Source organism: Pseudoalteromonas sp. M8, assembly GCF_018141365.1.
In the GTDB taxonomy this organism is placed as follows: Bacteria; Pseudomonadota; Gammaproteobacteria; order Enterobacterales; family Alteromonadaceae; genus Pseudoalteromonas.
Genome location: NZ_CP047239.1, coordinates 988,614 through 1,004,825, shown reverse-complemented (window position 1 = coordinate 1,004,825; position 16,212 = coordinate 988,614). Strand labels below are relative to the sequence as shown.

The 16,212-nt window shown below is 44.4% G+C and carries 13 protein-coding genes and 1 pseudogene; 6 read left to right on the top strand and 8 right to left on the bottom strand.

The features are described from left to right. The first annotated feature begins 151 nt into the window (after positions 1-151). The 3 genes from GSF13_RS04080 (at position 152) to GSF13_RS04070 (ending at position 2,481) form a co-directional block, all read left to right on the top strand. The gene (locus tag GSF13_RS04080; protein ID WP_174169637.1) at positions 152-1,069 is read left to right on the top strand and encodes a triacylglycerol lipase; all 918 of its coding nucleotides are present in this window, start codon (positions 152-154) and stop codon (positions 1,067-1,069) included. Then, positions 1,066-1,914: a lipase secretion chaperone gene (locus GSF13_RS04075; protein ID WP_102058287.1), complete on the top strand. Its 849-nt coding sequence runs from the start codon at positions 1,066-1,068 to the stop codon at positions 1,912-1,914. The genes GSF13_RS04080 and GSF13_RS04075 overlap by 4 nt, the downstream gene beginning before the upstream one ends. Positions 1,915-2,025: 111 nt before the next feature. After that, a complete protein-coding gene (locus GSF13_RS04070) occupies positions 2,026-2,481 on the top strand; it encodes a hypothetical protein (protein ID WP_206471770.1) in 456 nt (151 codons plus the stop codon). Between the two features lie 78 nt (positions 2,482-2,559). On the opposite strand, the gene GSF13_RS04065 is transcribed toward GSF13_RS04070, so the two are convergent. Continuing rightward, on the bottom strand, positions 2,560-3,492 hold the full coding sequence (locus GSF13_RS04065) for a LysR family transcriptional regulator (RefSeq protein ID WP_206471771.1): 933 nt from the start codon (positions 3,490-3,492) through the stop codon (positions 2,560-2,562). Between the two features lie 111 nt (positions 3,493-3,603). Between GSF13_RS04065 and GSF13_RS04060 the strand changes: the two genes are divergently transcribed. After that, positions 3,604-4,716, top strand: coding sequence for a VarG family subclass B1-like metallo-beta-lactamase (locus tag GSF13_RS04060; protein ID WP_206471772.1), 1,113 nt, complete (start codon positions 3,604-3,606; stop codon positions 4,714-4,716). Positions 4,717-5,007: 291 nt separating this feature from the next. On the opposite strand, the gene katG is transcribed toward GSF13_RS04060, so the two are convergent. The 3 genes and pseudogenes from katG to GSF13_RS04045 form a co-directional block, all read right to left on the bottom strand. Continuing rightward, positions 5,008-7,230, bottom strand: coding sequence for a catalase/peroxidase HPI (gene katG, locus GSF13_RS04055; RefSeq protein WP_211865274.1), 2,223 nt, complete (start codon positions 7,228-7,230; stop codon positions 5,008-5,010). Between the two features lie 331 nt (positions 7,231-7,561). Then, positions 7,562-8,334: pseudogene (locus GSF13_RS04050) on the bottom strand (class I SAM-dependent methyltransferase). A 102-nt stretch (positions 8,335-8,436) separates the two neighbouring features. Next, on the bottom strand, positions 8,437-10,455 hold the full coding sequence (locus GSF13_RS04045; protein WP_211865272.1) for a S9 family peptidase: 2,019 nt from the start codon (positions 10,453-10,455) through the stop codon (positions 8,437-8,439). A 166-nt stretch (positions 10,456-10,621) separates the two neighbouring features. On the opposite strand from GSF13_RS04045, the gene GSF13_RS04040 reads away from it, so the two are divergent. Further along, a complete protein-coding gene (locus GSF13_RS04040) occupies positions 10,622-11,035 on the top strand; it encodes a VOC family protein (protein WP_174169629.1) in 414 nt (137 codons plus the stop codon). Between the two features lie 119 nt (positions 11,036-11,154). Here the strand turns inward: GSF13_RS04040 and GSF13_RS04035 are convergent, their stop codons facing one another. The 4 genes from GSF13_RS04035 to GSF13_RS04020 all read right to left on the bottom strand — a co-directional run bounded on the left by GSF13_RS04035 (position 11,155) and on the right by GSF13_RS04020 (position 15,095). Beyond that, positions 11,155-11,685: a GNAT family protein gene (locus GSF13_RS04035; protein WP_174169628.1), complete on the bottom strand. Its 531-nt coding sequence runs from the start codon at positions 11,683-11,685 to the stop codon at positions 11,155-11,157. 62 nt (positions 11,686-11,747) lie between these two features. Continuing rightward, positions 11,748-12,476, bottom strand: a complete 729-nt coding sequence (locus tag GSF13_RS04030; protein ID WP_174169627.1) for a 5-oxoprolinase subunit PxpA — start codon at positions 12,474-12,476, stop codon at positions 11,748-11,750. A 9-nt stretch (positions 12,477-12,485) separates the two neighbouring features. Then, on the bottom strand, positions 12,486-13,286 hold the full coding sequence (locus tag GSF13_RS04025; protein WP_174169626.1) for a DUF1445 domain-containing protein: 801 nt from the start codon (positions 13,284-13,286) through the stop codon (positions 12,486-12,488). Positions 13,287-13,298: 12 nt separating this feature from the next. Beyond that, positions 13,299-15,095 carry a glycoside hydrolase family 3 N-terminal domain-containing protein gene (locus tag GSF13_RS04020; RefSeq protein WP_211865271.1) on the bottom strand — a complete coding sequence of 599 codons (1,797 nt, stop codon included), beginning with the start codon at positions 15,093-15,095 and terminating at the stop codon, positions 13,299-13,301. Between the two features lie 483 nt (positions 15,096-15,578). Between GSF13_RS04020 and GSF13_RS04015 the strand changes: the two genes are divergently transcribed. Beyond that, a complete protein-coding gene (locus tag GSF13_RS04015; protein ID WP_010603872.1) occupies positions 15,579-15,923 on the top strand; it encodes a VOC family protein in 345 nt (114 codons plus the stop codon). Positions 15,924-16,212: the final 289 nt, after the last annotated feature.

Below are 16,212 nucleotides of genomic sequence, written 5' to 3'. Positions count from 1 at the left end.
TGGGCCTAGGTACTAACTTACACTGCCATTATTTACTTTTGTTTACGTAACATTCATCAAAATTTCATTTTTCACACTATTCTGGCTTGACCTCTGACCATTGTAATCTAAAGTTTATTTGTTACTAAATTGTAATAATTGGAGCAAGTACATGAAAAGGTTAATTCTCAGCGCCCTGCTTGGGTTGCTATCGATCGTTACCTCTCCCGCCCACAGCGGTGAGGAATTAGAGTATCCCGTGGTATTAGTTCACGGTCTGTTTGGTTTTGATAATCTGCTCGGAGTAGATTATTTTTATCGCGTACCACAAGTGATCCATGATGAAGGTGGGCAGGTTTATGTTGCAGAAGTATCATCAGCCCATAATTCAGAATTGCGTGGTGAGCAACTACTAGAGCAAGTTGCGTTGGTTCGAGCATTAACGGGTAAAGACAAAGTTAATTTAATTGGTCACAGCCAAGGTGCGCAAACTATTCGCTACGTTGCCTCAGTTAAACCTGAGTGGGTGGCCTCAGCGACTAGTATTGGTGGCGTAAACTGGGGTAGCCGTTTTGCTGATGTTGTTCGCGGTGGAGTAGACAATGGTTCATTTTCGGAGCAGTTTTTAGCGTCGCTTGCTAACGGCCTTGCGGGGTTGATTGATTTGCTATCTGGTAAAGCCACCGCACCAAAAGACGCACTCGAAGCACTAGGTGCTTTGACCACGGCTGGCACATTAGCATTCAACCAAAAATACCCAGAGGGTGTGCCAAGTCATTATTGTGGCGAAACGCAAAGTCTAGCGAGCAATGGCGTGCATTATTTTTCATGGAGTGGCAGCAAAGCATGGACCAACGTATTTGACCCCGCTGACAACGCACTTGCACTGTTCTCTCAAGTTTTTGATGAGGCCAACGACGGCCTAGTATCAGCTTGTTCTAGTAATTTAGGTCAGGTGATCAATAACCAATTCAAAATGAACCATTTAGATCAGGTAAACCACACCATTGGTATTCATCACTTGTTCGAAACAGACCCATTAACCGTTTATCGCCAGCATATTCGCCGCTTAAAAGGTTTGGCGCTATGAAAAAGTGGGGCCTTTTGCTAATCATTTTGACTATGCTGTCGCTGGTTTATATCGAGAGTGAACAGCAAGAGACGCCGCGTCATGTTCCCCGGTTCGCGGAGTTATCTGAGCTGAAAAATGATGCGCATAAGGTCCCACAACCCACAAGGAGTGCATCTGTAAGCGTACATTGTGAGACCATTAATAAACAGCATAAGCATCAAATCGACGATTGGCTTTTTGAGCTACAAAACCATAACCAAGCCGAGCAGTGGCAAGCTTATCTGGAATTATTACCACAATGCCTTCACGAAGTTGCAGGTCTCTACGTGCAATTTAAGCAGGCCTTAATTGATGTGGATACGCATCTTAATCTACTAGAACGTGTTGAGCTGCTACACGCACTGCAGCGGCAATTTTTTACGGATGAAGTGATAGCAGTTTGGTTTGAAGATGCTAATGCGTGGGATACTCAAGCTTTGAGTCGCTGGCAAATTTTGTCAGACGCATCTATATCTGAATCGCAAAAGCAGCAATTAATTGAGACGCATATAAGTGGGCTTCCAAAGCGTGAACAAGTGTTATTTCAAACCTCAGCCCAGTTACACACCCTAAACGCAAACTGGCAGCAAAAACACTATAACGAACTAAGTGCTGAATATGGCGATAAAGCCGCAACTCGTATACTTGAAGTCCAGAAGCAACAACAGCATTGGCAGCAAAAACTACAAAGCTTTATGCTGCAAAAGCAAAATATTCTAGCCGAGCTTGGTGATAGCCAAATCGCAAAAGAAAGAGTCGAGTTACTACTCAAACAAACCTTCACGGAGAACGAGCAAAAGCGAGTTGCTGTATTGGTTAAGTGATAATTTTTTAGTTATTGATAAGATGTATAGGCCGGTTACATGGAGCAGCCGAACCAGCAGCCATGAGCCCATCTTGATAACTGGTCAATACAATCAAACAAGCAGTAAAACATGAAAATTGAACCAAACCTGTGGCAGCTTTATTTACAAGTATATTTTCAACCGTTACGGCCAACCCGCTTTGATACACGGGGCGCTATCTTGAGCCTTTGGAATCCACATGGAAACGTACTTTGTGAAGATAAAAATCAGCGCTTATCACGATTTTGGCAAGGGGCTTTACAACGCGCAAATGTGCCTTATCAGTTGCTGTGGGGCGGTGATCAGCAAATGCAATATCGAGAGTTAAGTGTTTATATAAAGTGTGATTTAGCATCGGGGTTTCGGTGGGCGGCACGATTAAACCAATTGGGATTTTATTTTGTCGAAAATAATCACTTGCACCTCTATAACAGTAGCGATAAAGCACAAAGCGATGTGGTGACGGATAAGTTCGCATCTCGGCTTTGCTTTGTAGCATTGCCTAAAAATAACTCTGGATGTCTAGCTGCGCGAGGCGCTGTTTAGCCGTTTAATAACAGGGCTATCGATAAAGATAATGCTCAGTTGAGAGATCGAGTGAAGAGGCGATTCAATCAAGTTGCCTCACGCCGTTTCACCGATTTCTTCATCCACCAAGCTTTTTATTTCCTGCCTCACCCACTGGTGGATTGGGCTATTGTGATGAATGAGATGCCAAAATTGTTCAACTTGAAAATCGGCAGTGTGGAACGGTAAATCGGCTACCGTGATGTCATAACGTCTACTTAAATGAGTGACCAGACGCTTTGGTAAAGTGGCAATCAGATCCGTGTTAATCAATAACTCCGGCACCATCGAAAAATGTGGTAAAGATGCCACTACTTCTCGCTGAGCATCCAACCTTTTTAGCTCATGATCCATATCCGTTTTGCACAAGCCATTACCAGAAACGATGAGATGTCGGCTCTGGCAATAGCGCGCTAACGTCATAGGCTGATGAGCCCATTGATGCTGACAACACATTACTATGGCATAATTGTCATTAAATAAACGCTGTTTAAATACGTTGGTGGGTGTCTCATCTGTGGAATACAGTAATAAATCCGCCACCTTTTCCAAGTAGTCATGAAGCGGTATAAACGAGTTGTAAGACACAATTTGTAATTTCAAATTTGGAGCTCGCTGTTGCAAGCGCGCCAACAATTTCGGCACAATCATCATCATTTCGAAATCCAGCGCCCCTATAGTGAACACGCCCGAGTATTGCAGAGGGTCAAACTCATCATCCACCAACATATGACGAATAGTAGTGAGTGATAGCTCCAGTTCGCTACGAAGGCGCTCGCCTTTTGCAGTTAAACGGTACTCATTTTTCACCTTTACCAACAATGGATCACCAAATTGCTTTCGCAAGCGCATCAGGGCTCGGCTCACTGCTGGCTGGCTCATGTTTAATGCATGAGCGGCTTGACTAATATGCTTGTGGATCAACACCTTCTCTAAGATCGTTAACAGATTTAAGTCAATACTGCGTAGATTCAACTCAGGTACACCCATGCCATCACCGTATAAAATTATGCGTAAATGATCTACATACTATAACAAACATGCATTTTTGATATGTTTGTTTTTGTTTTATCTTTTTTTCATCTTATTGAGGAGAGAAAAATGAAACTACCCACCCTAGCTTTAACCCCTATTGCTGCTGCAGTGTTTACTTTTAATGTCAGTGCGTTAGGCCATGACCATAATAACCAACACGCGATTTTATTCCCTGGTGAAACGGCTCAAATCGAAGTTGAACCATCAGCAAAGCACTCGCTGAAAATCGGCCAAAAAATCAATAACCTTTATGAACGCCAGTTTGATGACAGTAAATTCACTGTACAGAAATTGGGTAAAAACACCTACTGGATCGGAGTAAATTACTACAACGCTACCGTTGTGGTGTCCAAAGACTCGGTGTTGCTGATTGACCCTCTTGGTGATGGTCGTATTGATGCGCTGTTTCGAGGTATTCAATCCATCACCAATAAGCCGATCACAGCTATTATGTACTCTCATTATCACCTAGATCATGTAGGTGGAGGTAATCAACTTATTGACTTAATTAAGAAAAATTACCCAAGGGTGGGGCGTGTCCGTGTTATCGCGAGTCAAACCGTTGCTGACAAGATCAACCTTCACGCTGAATTGAACGAAAACGGTGTGAGAACCCCTAAAGTTCCTGCACCAAATGAAGTGTACGATTTGAAAAGAGCTAGAACGGTCAAATTTGGCTCAATAAGGCTGAAGATGATGGCACCAGAAGGTTCTGGTCACACACCAGATAACACGATGATTCTAATTCCAAGCGATCGCGTGCTGCATTTCGCTGACATGATTAACCCTGATCAACTGCCGTTTTACAATTTCGCGGGAGCGGAAGATTTCCATGGTTACGAAGTGGATCTACAAAATCTTCTGAGGAAACCGCTCAGTAAGCACTGGAACTTTATTAATGGCGGCCATGGCAATATAGGCTCAAAAAAGGACGTAAAAGATCTGCTGGAATACATTGCTGATGTTAGAACGGAAGTCGGTAAACAATTAGAAGTTGCGCCCTACACCCCAATTTTTAGTGACGGCAACCACTTCGTTTGGTTCAAACGCTGGCAAGAAGAGATCATCAATAATGTGCATTCCGAGCTAGCGAACAAATATGGGCACATGTATGGTTTCGATTCAGGTGCGGTGGAAACCCACGCAGCCATCATTTTGGCTGATATGATTGATCATTAAGTTCACTCGGCGCGCTAAGCGCCGATTTTTTGTGCATCAACTAAATTGAAGAATCGGCTCTCTACCTGTTGCATAAAGCCAACTCCCCATGGTCAGTCAGGTAAATTATCAACCATATTTGTCTACCCGGGGGGTCTCTAGTACCTGAAACTAATTTACAAATTGTCTGGTGAAAACACTGCGGGCATGTGGTGCGAAAATGCATGTTGGCTAGATTTTGACTTTGGTAGGTGTGCAGCACGAATAAAAAACAGGGCCTGAATTAGGCCCTGTTTGCGCTACTTAATTGGTTTATTTTAAGTCAAAGCGGTCTAGTTGCATTACCTTCACCCAAGCGGCGATAAAATCGTCTACAAACTTCTGTTTGGCATCGTCCGATGCATAGACTTCGGTAATTGCGCGAAGTTCAGAGTTAGAACCAAAGATTAAATCAACCGGTGTTGCCGTCCATTTTATCTCTCCAGTTTTACGGTCACGACCTTCGTATAGACCCTCCTGACCTTCTACCTTTGACCATTTGGTCGACATATCTAGCAGGTTAACAAAGAAGTCGTTGCTTAACTGACCAGGTTTGTCAGTAAATACACCGTGCTCTGCGCCTTTGTAGTTTGCGTCTAAGCTACGTAGGCCGCCTAATAGTACCGTCATTTCAGGTACAGATAGGTCCAGCATATTGGCCTTGTCTACTAACATTTCAGTTGGTGACATAAATGCCTCATCACTGTAATAGTTACGGAACGCGTCTGCCTTTGGCTCAAGATAGCTAAATGATAAGACGTCCGTTTGTGCCTGTGAGGCATCGGTACGGCCCGGTTTAAACGCTACATTTACTTTGTAGCCCGCGTCGTTTGCGGCTTTTTCAACTGCTGCAGAACCACCTAACACAATCAAGTCGGCAATAGAGACCGCTTTTTTGCCAGCACGCTTATTAAAGCGGGTTTGAATGTCCGTCAATGTAGCTAGCACTTTGTTTACTTCGTCAGGGTTGTTTATCTCCCAACTTACCTGAGGCTCGAGGCGTAAACGGCCACCGTTTGCACCACCACGCATATCAGTAACACGGTGGCTAGATGCTGCCGACCATGCCGTTCTGATCAGTTCTTGCTTTGTTAGACCTGAGTTCAAGATTGATTTTTTCAGGGCGCTTATGTCCTTACTATCAATCATCTTGTAATCCGCTTTTGGAATTGGATCTTGCCAAGTCAGTACTTCGCTTGGTACTTCTGAACCCACATAACGGGCTCTTGGACCCATATCACGGTGGGTCAATTTGAACCAAGCCTTCGCGAACGCCAACTCATATTGCTTTGGATCTTTGCGGAAGCGTTCAATGACCTTACGATATTCAGGGTCAAATTTTAATGCTAAATCCGTGGTGAACATTATTGGTGCATGGCGTTTACCTTCAATGTGGGCGTCTGGCACTAGGTTTGCCGCAGCTTTGTTGTCAGGGATCCATTGGGTCGCACCTGCTGGGCTTTTTGTCATTACCCAGTTGAAGTTCATTAGGTTGTCGAGATAATTGGTTGACCATTGAGTTGGTGTGACCGTCCAAGCCCCTTCTAAACCGCTTGTTGTGGTGTCTGCACCTTTACCCGTGCCGCATTTATTTTTCCAACCTAGACCTTGTGCTTCAATCTCTGCTGCGGCTGGTTCTTTACCCACACAATCAGATGGCTTTTTCGCGCCATGTGCTTTACCAAAGGTGTGACCACCCGCGATAAGTGCGACCACTTCTTCGTCGTTCATGGCCATGCGACCAAATGACATGCGAATATCTTTTGCGGCAAGTAATGGGTCTGGTTTACCGTGTGGACCTTCAGGATTGACATAAATAAGTCCCATTTCAACGGCTGCCAATGGACCCTTTAGCTTGCCTTTTTTGTCACGACGCTTGTCTTTTAAGAAAGCATCTTCTGGCCCCCAATAAACTAAATCAGGTTCCCAATCATCTTGACGGCCACCTGCGAAACCAAAGGTCTTAAAGCCCATTGACTCAAGCGCAACGTTGCCTGCTAAGACCATTAAGTCTGCCCACGATAGGCTACGGCCGTATTTTTGTTTAATCGGCCACAATAATCGTCTTGCTTTGTCTAAGTTCGCGTTATCAGGCCAGCTGTTTAACGGATCGAAACGTTGTTGGCCACCTGCCGAGCCACCACGGCCATCGTGTACACGATAGACCCCAGCGCTATGCCATGCCATACGGATCATAAAGGGACCATAATGACCCCAGTCGGCAGGCCACCAGTCTTGCGAATCAGTGAGTGTTTGCTCAATGTCTTTTTTGACTTGCTTAAGATCTAGTTTGCTAAATTCAGCGGCATAGTCAAAGCTTGCGCCATAAGGGTTGGATTCTGGGCTGTGTTGTCTTAATGGGCTTAGGTTTAGTTGTTCTGGCCACCAAAATTGGTTGGTTTTCGCTTCGCTCATTGCAGCAAAGCTCGGGGCTGATAGCGTTGTTGTTACTGCGAGCGCTACGGCAGACAACATCGTTCTAGATTTTCTATTCATGGGGTTTTCCCTCGTAATTAAAGTGTGTCTCAAACTGCGTGTTAAACTTTAGTTCACAAATTAAAAAGAGAAAATCCAGAAAAACAAATTGGTATGTTCGGAAAAATAAATCGATAAAAAATCTAACTTATCAAAGTGTTATATTTATTTTTCTATAGCAAGAATATTTTTGAAGTAAAACTTTAATTTAGTCTTTTGCAATAATTGGCTTAAAACAGAAAGCTTGTAAGATCATATTGAATTTTGGTAGCTAGCTAGGTGCGCAAAGTTAGTGCTTAATAGTCTCGTAATTGTATTGGGTATGAAAAAATATACGGCGGAGTAATGAGTCCTACTCCGCTTTATTCGCCAATATTGAAAATAGCAATGGAACTTGATGCCCTTTACTCAATAACTGAAAGCCTTGTCCAGACACTGCCTCTAAACCTTCAAAGCAGTTATATGGACTAAAAGGGTGCTCATCGAAGTGGGTAATTGTAAGACCAGCTTGCATTAAGGACTGTATCACTTCGGCGATTGAGTGTGGCCAAGTCGCAATGGTTTGTTTGCTATCTTGGTGGTTTTCGGTATAGGTTGATTCTTCGCTAATATCAGGCTGAGTTTGTGGGAAATAAGGGTAACCCAAATGAAGGTCAATGCTTGGGTGAAACTCCACGAAACAAAACTGACCGCCGGGCTTCAATGCACGGGCAATAGTGGCAGCCCACTGAGATAAATCTTGCAACCAGCAGATGGTGCCATAGGATGCAAAGACAATGTCGAATTGTGTGGTATTCTCAAGCCCAAATTGCGCGATATCCTGACAGATAAAACAGGCATCAAGCCCTGTTTGTTGAGCCAATGTATTTGCTCGGGTAATGGCTTCTGTCGAAAAGTCGACACCTGTTACCTTAGCCCCAGCCTTGCGAATGACAGGCTATCTAAGCCGAAGTGACATTGTAGGTGAAGCAGACTCTTGCCTGATACATTACCAAGTAGCTCACATTCTATGGGATTGAGTGAAGAGGTACCTTGTAAAAAGCGATTGACGTCATAAAACTCAGAATCAAAATGTGCCTTGGCTCGTTCTTCCCATGCCGCACGATTGAGAGAGACATAATCCATATTGAATTCCCTATTTTTGTGGATTTTCTTTAACAATAAACAAGTTAGATAAATTAGTAAAGAAACCGAGGCAAGGCTGCCCCGGCTTGGTTGGGATCCCGTTTATTTCTTCGGATCGTGCTTGTCGAACCACCACTGAATATAAGCCACTTTGTTTAGCAGGTTGGATGGCCTTTTGGTGATTCCGTGTGAGGCATCTGGAATTCTGACCATAGCTGTTTCTACACCTTGTAGCTTAAGCGCCTGATAATACTGCTCAGTTTCTGAAATTGGCGTACGATAATCCGCTTCACCTGTCAGTAGCATGGTTGGGGTTTTTACATTACCCACATAGCTAATAGGCGAGCGTTTCATATAATGTTCCATGTGCTCCCATGGTTTTCCTGGGAACCAGTAGTCCGCAAAAAATGGATAGAAATCTGCAGTTAATACAAAGCTATACCAGTTAATCACCGGCTTTGCTACGACCGCTGCTGCGAATCTATCCGTGTGACCGACAGTCCACGCAGTGAGTACGCCGCCACCTGAACCGCCCGTAACAAACAAGCGGTCTTTGTCTATATAGCCTTCGCCAATCAGGTGATCGACACCTGTCATTAGGTCGTCAAAGTCATGGCTTGGGTAGTTATGGTGGATAGTTTGAGCAAACTCTTTGCCGTAGGAGTCGCTGCCTCGTGGATTCATGTAAAGCACGACGCTGCCTTGGGCGGCAAAAAGTTGTACTTCGGCGCTAAAATGTGGGCCATAGTTTGCAACTGGGCCACCGTGGATCTCAAGTACGAGCGGATACTTTTTAGATTTATCGAACCCAGGAGGGTAGGCGACCCAAGCTTGAATTGGCAGTTGATCATGTGTCGACTTTAGCCAAACTTCTTCAACTTTTGCCAGTGTTTTATCGCCAAGGGCATCTTCGTTAAGCTTTGTAATTGGTCTTGGCTCGCCGCGTTTTACAATTGCGACATCGGCAGGGCGCTGGGTATCTGCAAGTGTAAAAGCCACTAGTCCACGATCACTGATGGTATAGTCACCACCTGAATAGGGGCGACCAAAACTAACACTACCAATGGCATCCGTTATCTGCTCAAAACGCCCTTTTAGCGGCTGGTAGCCAAGTGTGGTTTTCCCTTCACTGTCGTAACTTACATAGACGCCACGGCTGTTGGCGGCCCAAGTGATAGAGGCAAGGCTTCTATCTAAATCGGCTGCATAGGTTTTGGTTTCGCCTGATTTGAGATCTTTGACATAGAGTAGGCTATTCTCGTAATTGGTTTTTTTATCATCATAACCAAGGTAAGCCAGATAGCGGCCATTAGGTGACACCTCTGGGTGATTATCTGGGCCAACTCGGTCAGTTACCGCTGTGATTTCAAGCGAGTTTAGGTCTAGCTTATAGACTTCGCTGTTGGTTGGGTTTAATTGGTTATCCTTGTGGCGATTAGCCGAAAAATACAGTGCCTTTGCGTCATCAGCAAAACTCAGTTCGCCGCCATGATCAAAGTTGCCTGAGGTTAACTGTTTTGCGTTGCCACCGTTGGCGTCAATTTTGAAAATATGATTAAAGCCCGGTTCGGTATAACCAGCACCGTCGGCGCGATAATATACCTCATCGATAAATACGGGTGGTTTTGCCCATTCTGCCCCCTTGGGTTTTCCTGTAACAGATACCGGTGGTGCCTTTTGGCTGGGAACAAACTGGCTAAAGTATAAGCTTTTACCATCTGGTGACCAATATAGTCCTGATGGTCCATGAGCTAAATTGCTGATCTTGGCAATGGCACCGGTTGCTAACCATTTCACATAAATTTGGCTGCTACCGTCGCGAGTAGAAACAAAAGCGATGCGATCATTACTGGGCGACAGCACAGGAGAATAATCCATGTGCAATCCAGAGGTAACTGGCTGCATTGCATTGGTAGCAAGGTCTACAGACCAAATATTACCGACTTTTCTATCACTTTTGATATCCATGCGGTTTCGCACGAAGAAGACTTTGTCACCGTCATTGGTGATGTCAATTTGATTAGCATATTCAAGATTAAATATATCGGTTGGCTCAAGCGATGCGGCTTGCACAGCGCAAGCTGAGCTCGCAATCGCGACGCCTGCTAGAAAGTATTTCATGACTCATCCTGTTTCTAATTATCATTTCCACTATGCGCCATATTGCAGCTTAATCAACTCTTTGCGGTGAACAAATTAAAAGTCTATAAAAAAGTGCTTTACCTCAACTTAGCTTGCGGTTTTATCGTTGCCAGCAGTTAGCGAAATTTATAATGAAGAGGATGATATGTACTTAGAACACGTAAATTTGGTAGTTAGCGACCTAGAAGAGGTGCTTCACTTTTATCGCGCCGCATTTCCTCACTGGAAAGTTAGAAGCAAAGGGCAAGGCGAGTGGTACGGCAAAGCACGAACATGGCTGCATTTTGGTGATGACTATCATTATATAGCGTTTAGCGATCACGGTGAGGGTCACAACAGAGCACTCGAAGGTCACCAAGTCGGCTTGGCACATTTTGCCTATGTGGTTCAAAGTATCGAGCGTGTCGTTAATAGGCTAACCGAAGCGGGTTATGCGGTCGATAAAGTCGGAGCGCAGCATCCACACCGAAAAAACGTTTACTTTATTGATCCAGCTGGATATGAAATTGAGTTTGTGGAATATATGAGTGATCTGCCTTCTGAGCGTAATAGTGATTAACTTGCTAAGAAGCATGAGTGTTACCCATGTTATAGCTATAGCGGGTGGTTAGAATGAGGGAGATCTAGCGTTTTTAAAAACAAATGATCCGCCCTCATTTGGTGAGTACCGCTCTGTTATTACTTAAGCAATCCAAACTTCTCGTCATTTACCCACTCGCCGTTAATTTGGAAGTTATGTTTTAGCGTGCCTTCAAGCTCAAATCCTAGTTTTTTGAGTAAATGGTGAGAGGCTTGATTTCCTTGCGTAACGGTGGCGATGAGCTTGTGGTAATTACATTCGTGCAAGGCAAAATCAATGACGGCTCTAGAAGCTTCAAAGGCGTAACCTTTTCCTTGAAACTCGGGGGAAAGCATAAAACCTAACTCGGCCTGTTGAAACGGTGTCCACATACTTAAAAATCCGTGTAGCCCGATTGGGGTCGCTGTGGCCGTTTCTTCAATCACTAAGGTGAGCCAGGTGTTATCTTCTTTGTGCCACTGCCCAAGTCCGGCGCTTAAACCACGGTTAAACTTTTCACGCAGCGTAGCTTCATCGGTAATCTCACCGATGAAACGCATGACATCTGGTTGTTGATGAAGTTCTAACCATAGCGGCCAATCTGTATTAAGTATAGGTCTTAAGGTAAGTCTTTCTGTTGTGAGCTGCATGTAAAGTCCTTTCGCTTAGTTAACTTTCACTTATTAAACATGTACGGCCAGACTATCACAAATTATTGATTTATCACGTTTCTTATTTCTTCAATTAAGGCAATGCTCGCCTCGTTGTCACCGTGAACGCATAAGGTGTCGGCACGTAAGGAAAGTGACTTCCCACTTGCAGTTGTAACACTGCCTTGCTGGTGTAATTGCCTAACTTGTGCAAGTAGCGCTGATTTGTCATGCACTGCGCCCGCTTCAGAGCGGGGAGTCAGTAAGCCTTCATCGGTGTAAAGCCTATCGGCAAAGGCTTCAAAAATCAGTGATACGTTATAGTCGTCGGCGAGTTGTTGGTGACTTGCTTGTTGCGCAGTGGCTAGCACCATCAACTTAAGCTCACTTGGATAGTGTGAAATGGCCCTGATAACACAGCTTAATATCCTTTGTGACTTCATCATATCGTTATAAAGTGCGCCGTGTGGTTTTACATAACTTAGCGTCAAGTCTTGCACCTTTGCCATCCCTTCAATTGCGGCAATTTGGTAATGTAAGGTGTTGATGATCTCTTGCTCAGAGAGCTGCATTGAGCGGCGGCCAAACCCTTGGCGGTCTGGATAGCTTGGATGTGCGCCAAGCGTCACTTGATGCGTGTTGACCAGCTTTAGTGTTTGCGCGAGTACATCAGGATCTCCTGCGTGAAAACCGCAAGCGACATTGGCCATGTCGATATGTGGCATTACGTGTTCGTCTAACCCCATTTTCCAAGCGCCAAAGCTTTCACCCAAGTCGCAATTTAATAACATGCTTATTTCCTACTTCGTTACTGCAAGCTCTAAATCTTGTCTATCTGTCACCAATAAATGGTGTGGACTATTCATAATACAAAACTCAGGTGCCGCTTTTGCTATGGCTAACTGAGCTGTTAGGCTGGAACCCCAAAAAACCGGAAGCTGCCCCTCTTTACAAATCAATGGCTCGCCAAAATTAGGCTTGCTCAGATCTTTGATCCCGACCTCATTAGGTTCACCAAAATGAAGTGGCAACGCATAGGGAAGTCGGCTCAGCGTTGCCGCTTGAATGGTACTAATAAGATTTTGCTTGGTTAATGGGCGCATCGCCAATATTTGATTCGCCTCGTACTTATCTACTGAGTTGCAAGGCAGATTACTGATGTAGAGTGGTAAAGGCGTGGTTGGATTCGCCGATGGCGGGTTTATTCCATACTGCGCGAGTAAGTTATCAAAAGAAAGATAACTGGCAAAAGCAAAGGTAACTAAATCGTCGCGCCAGTGCTCTTCTATATTATGGCATTCTTGGGCGAGCTGGCCATGCTTTAAAATCTGATACTTGGGGAGGTGGTAGCGAATGTCTATATCTTTCCCCAAAGTGTCAAAGTTAAAATTACCCGGCTCGCTGGGCGGAATAATTAGCTTGCAAACAGATTGATTACTCTCACAAAAGCGAAAGAATGAATATGCTTCGCTTTGTGGCAAAATAATCACATTACATTGTGTGAACCCAGGCACGAACCCTTTAGTAGGGCCCGTATAATCACCATCCTTGATCAATTTTCTTATTGCATGTGGTGCACTTAAAGAAGCACTGGGATCCATAGATTCCTCCAATTAGTGGTTTACTGTAACAGGCAGTGAACCTTCCGCATTCGCTATTCCTAAAATCACTTTGGCCAGCGCCGTGTAGGCAGGCCCAGCTACTTTTTTATCATGATTTACGTCTACATTATAAGCATAACTTGCTAATACTGCGTTACTAAGAGGGCCAAAGGTACTAATTTCGTATGGTGCTCTTAGGCTGATAAATAGCTGCTTTTTACCCAGTTTCTGACCGTATTGCAGTAATGCTTTCAGCGCCTCAGGTTGTACATTACGCGCCACCCCATGCTCTCGTAACTTTTTTACATCGTCCATGCCGCCAATTTCTACCGCACTTTGCGGTGGTGATGCATGTGCGGCGATTATCACGTCGGCCTGTTTAATTGCATCATGTGCAATGTTTGGGTCGTAGGCTTGTAGGCTTGTACAAGAAAGTGTGAGCGAGTTTTTGCTGTATGTTTGTAACGCTTGCTCCAGTGCAAAACATTTTTGTCTGTCAGGCATGATAAGGTGAACAACTTGTGCGTTATCTCTGAGCGGCAATACACCATCATTTTTTACTTCGGTGATAGCCGCTAGTGCAAGCTCTGCTTCTAAGCGACGATGGCTTGGATTACCCAGTGTTGAATTGGCAATGGCCAAAGAAGCGCTCGATTGCGGCAGCTTTGTCTTGAGCTTAGCGATACGGGCCATAGAACTGCTAAGTTGTGCTTGGTTTAGTTTATTGGTATCAAGCGCGTCGGCTAGCTGAGCCATATATTGCTCAAAGCGTTTGATGTCTGCACGATTGCGAATAGCAATAGGCATTAGCGCGATATCCACGCCGGCATTAAACGTTTCAATTGTAGCATCGACTGGGTTAAAAAAGTCGCTGATCCCAGCCATATCTAGCGCATCGGTGACGGTCACGCCTTGGTATCCCAACTCGTGTCTCAGTAGTTGTGTCATGATCTGATAAGACATAGTCGCAGGCCTTATCATGCTCTCACCTTGAGAGTTGACGACTTTACTGTTGTCGAGCGCCGGATATTGAATATGGGCAGTCATTATCATGCCAGGAGGCGATGCTTTGATTATCTCGGCAAAGGGCAATAAATCTTGCTGGTTAATTTTGTCGCGGTCGTGATCAACACGAGGTAGTCCCGTGTGGCTATCAACATGTGTATCACCGTGGCCAGGAAAATGCTTTAGCGCAGAGAGAACGCCTGCGGCCTCAAATGCTTTTACCTGAGCAAGACCTAATTTGGCGACCACTTTTGGATTTTCCGAGAATGAACGCACATTGATAACCGGATTGTTCGGGTTGCTGTTCACATCTACCGTTGGGGCGAAGTTTACGTTGATCCCTAAGCTATTTAGCTCCTTTCCAATTGCGCTTGCCACTTTGGTTGCGTAAGTATCACCCCGTTTTGGATAGGTTGCCCCAATACTCATATTGCCGGTAAACGACGTTGCTTGTTCACGATTTATTCGCGCAACACGGCCACCTTCTTGATCGATGGCAATAAATAAAGGAAGTTGACTTTTACTTTGTTGTGCCGCACTTTGCAAAGCATTGGTTAGACTGACGATTTGCGCGGTGTTTTGCACATTTTCGGCGAACAAAATAGCGCCACCGATGTCATATTTACTAATTAATTCGGACAGCTCAGGCGGTAAAGTTGTCATCGCTGCTCTACAATCTCCACTTGGCCTTTTGCTTTCACCGCAGTAATAGCGGAAATCGAGCATAAGCTTTTGTCCAAGCATTTGCGAAGTGGTCAGTGGCACTTGTGCTGCTGTTGCGTGAGCTGAAGTGATGAAACTCATGAATGTGATAGTTCCTAAAGTAGTGAGCAGAGATAATAATCGCACAATCAATAATAAACGCTGAATAAAATTGCCTACACTTTAACATTGATTTAGAAGCGACTACAAAATGCTTTCTATTAGGGCCTGTTGCTCTTTCAAGTTTGTTTTTGCAGCAGTTTGATTGGTATTTATACAAGGCAGAGCCAGCGTAGCATAGTCATTCTATGTAAGTCTGGCGATAAAGACTTTGTGCTCCTGCAAAGTCACCTTACCCCACATCCTTGTGGGGCAACACAGAAGAAATGCTAATCAAGCGCTGCCCTTTGGGTTCATCTGAGTGCGCTTTGTTCATTGTTGCTCAACTTTTGCCTAGATTACTAGGCGGCAAGTCGAGCGTCGCGACCAAAACACACTCAGAAGAACAAAAATCAAACAGCAAAGGTCAACAGGCCCGAGGCGATAACAGCATAAATGAAGCACAGATTTTAAAAGGAATAAAAGATGAACAACCATATAAACTATGTAGAATTAGCAGCAAAAGACTTAGTAGCAACACAAGCTTTCTTCGAGCAGGTGTTTGATTGGCAATTTGAATCTTACGGGCCAGATTATATTGCGTTTGCAAATTCAGGCCTTGATGGCGGCTTTTTCCGAGCCGATGTGTCTTCTAAACAAGCGCAAGGTGGAGCGCTCGTAGTGTTGTACAGCGATGAATTGGAAGCCGTACAAAGCAAAGTAGAGCAAGCGGGCGGAGAGATAAGCAAGGCTATATTTGAATTTCCTGGCGGTCGTCGCTTTCACTTTATTGAGCCGAGCGGCAATGAATTTGCGGTGTGGTCTAAATAACTTGAGTTTAAAAATAATTAGTTGACATATTCCTTATTCAAACCTCAGCTTAAATAACCAGGCGATGTGCTGTAAAGCCCCTTTACAGCACACGTAAATACTGAAGTTTTACTGCAATAATCTTTCGTTTTCAGAACAGATAAAAACTTGAATTCGTTGCTATTGTGAACAATAGTTATTAAACACTGATGCAAACATCTCTTTGTGTTTGATACCTGCTTACTGCGTAATCAGCCGATAGACTTATCTAACGAGTTTAGATTCAGCGTAGAAGTGCCGATAGCAAGGG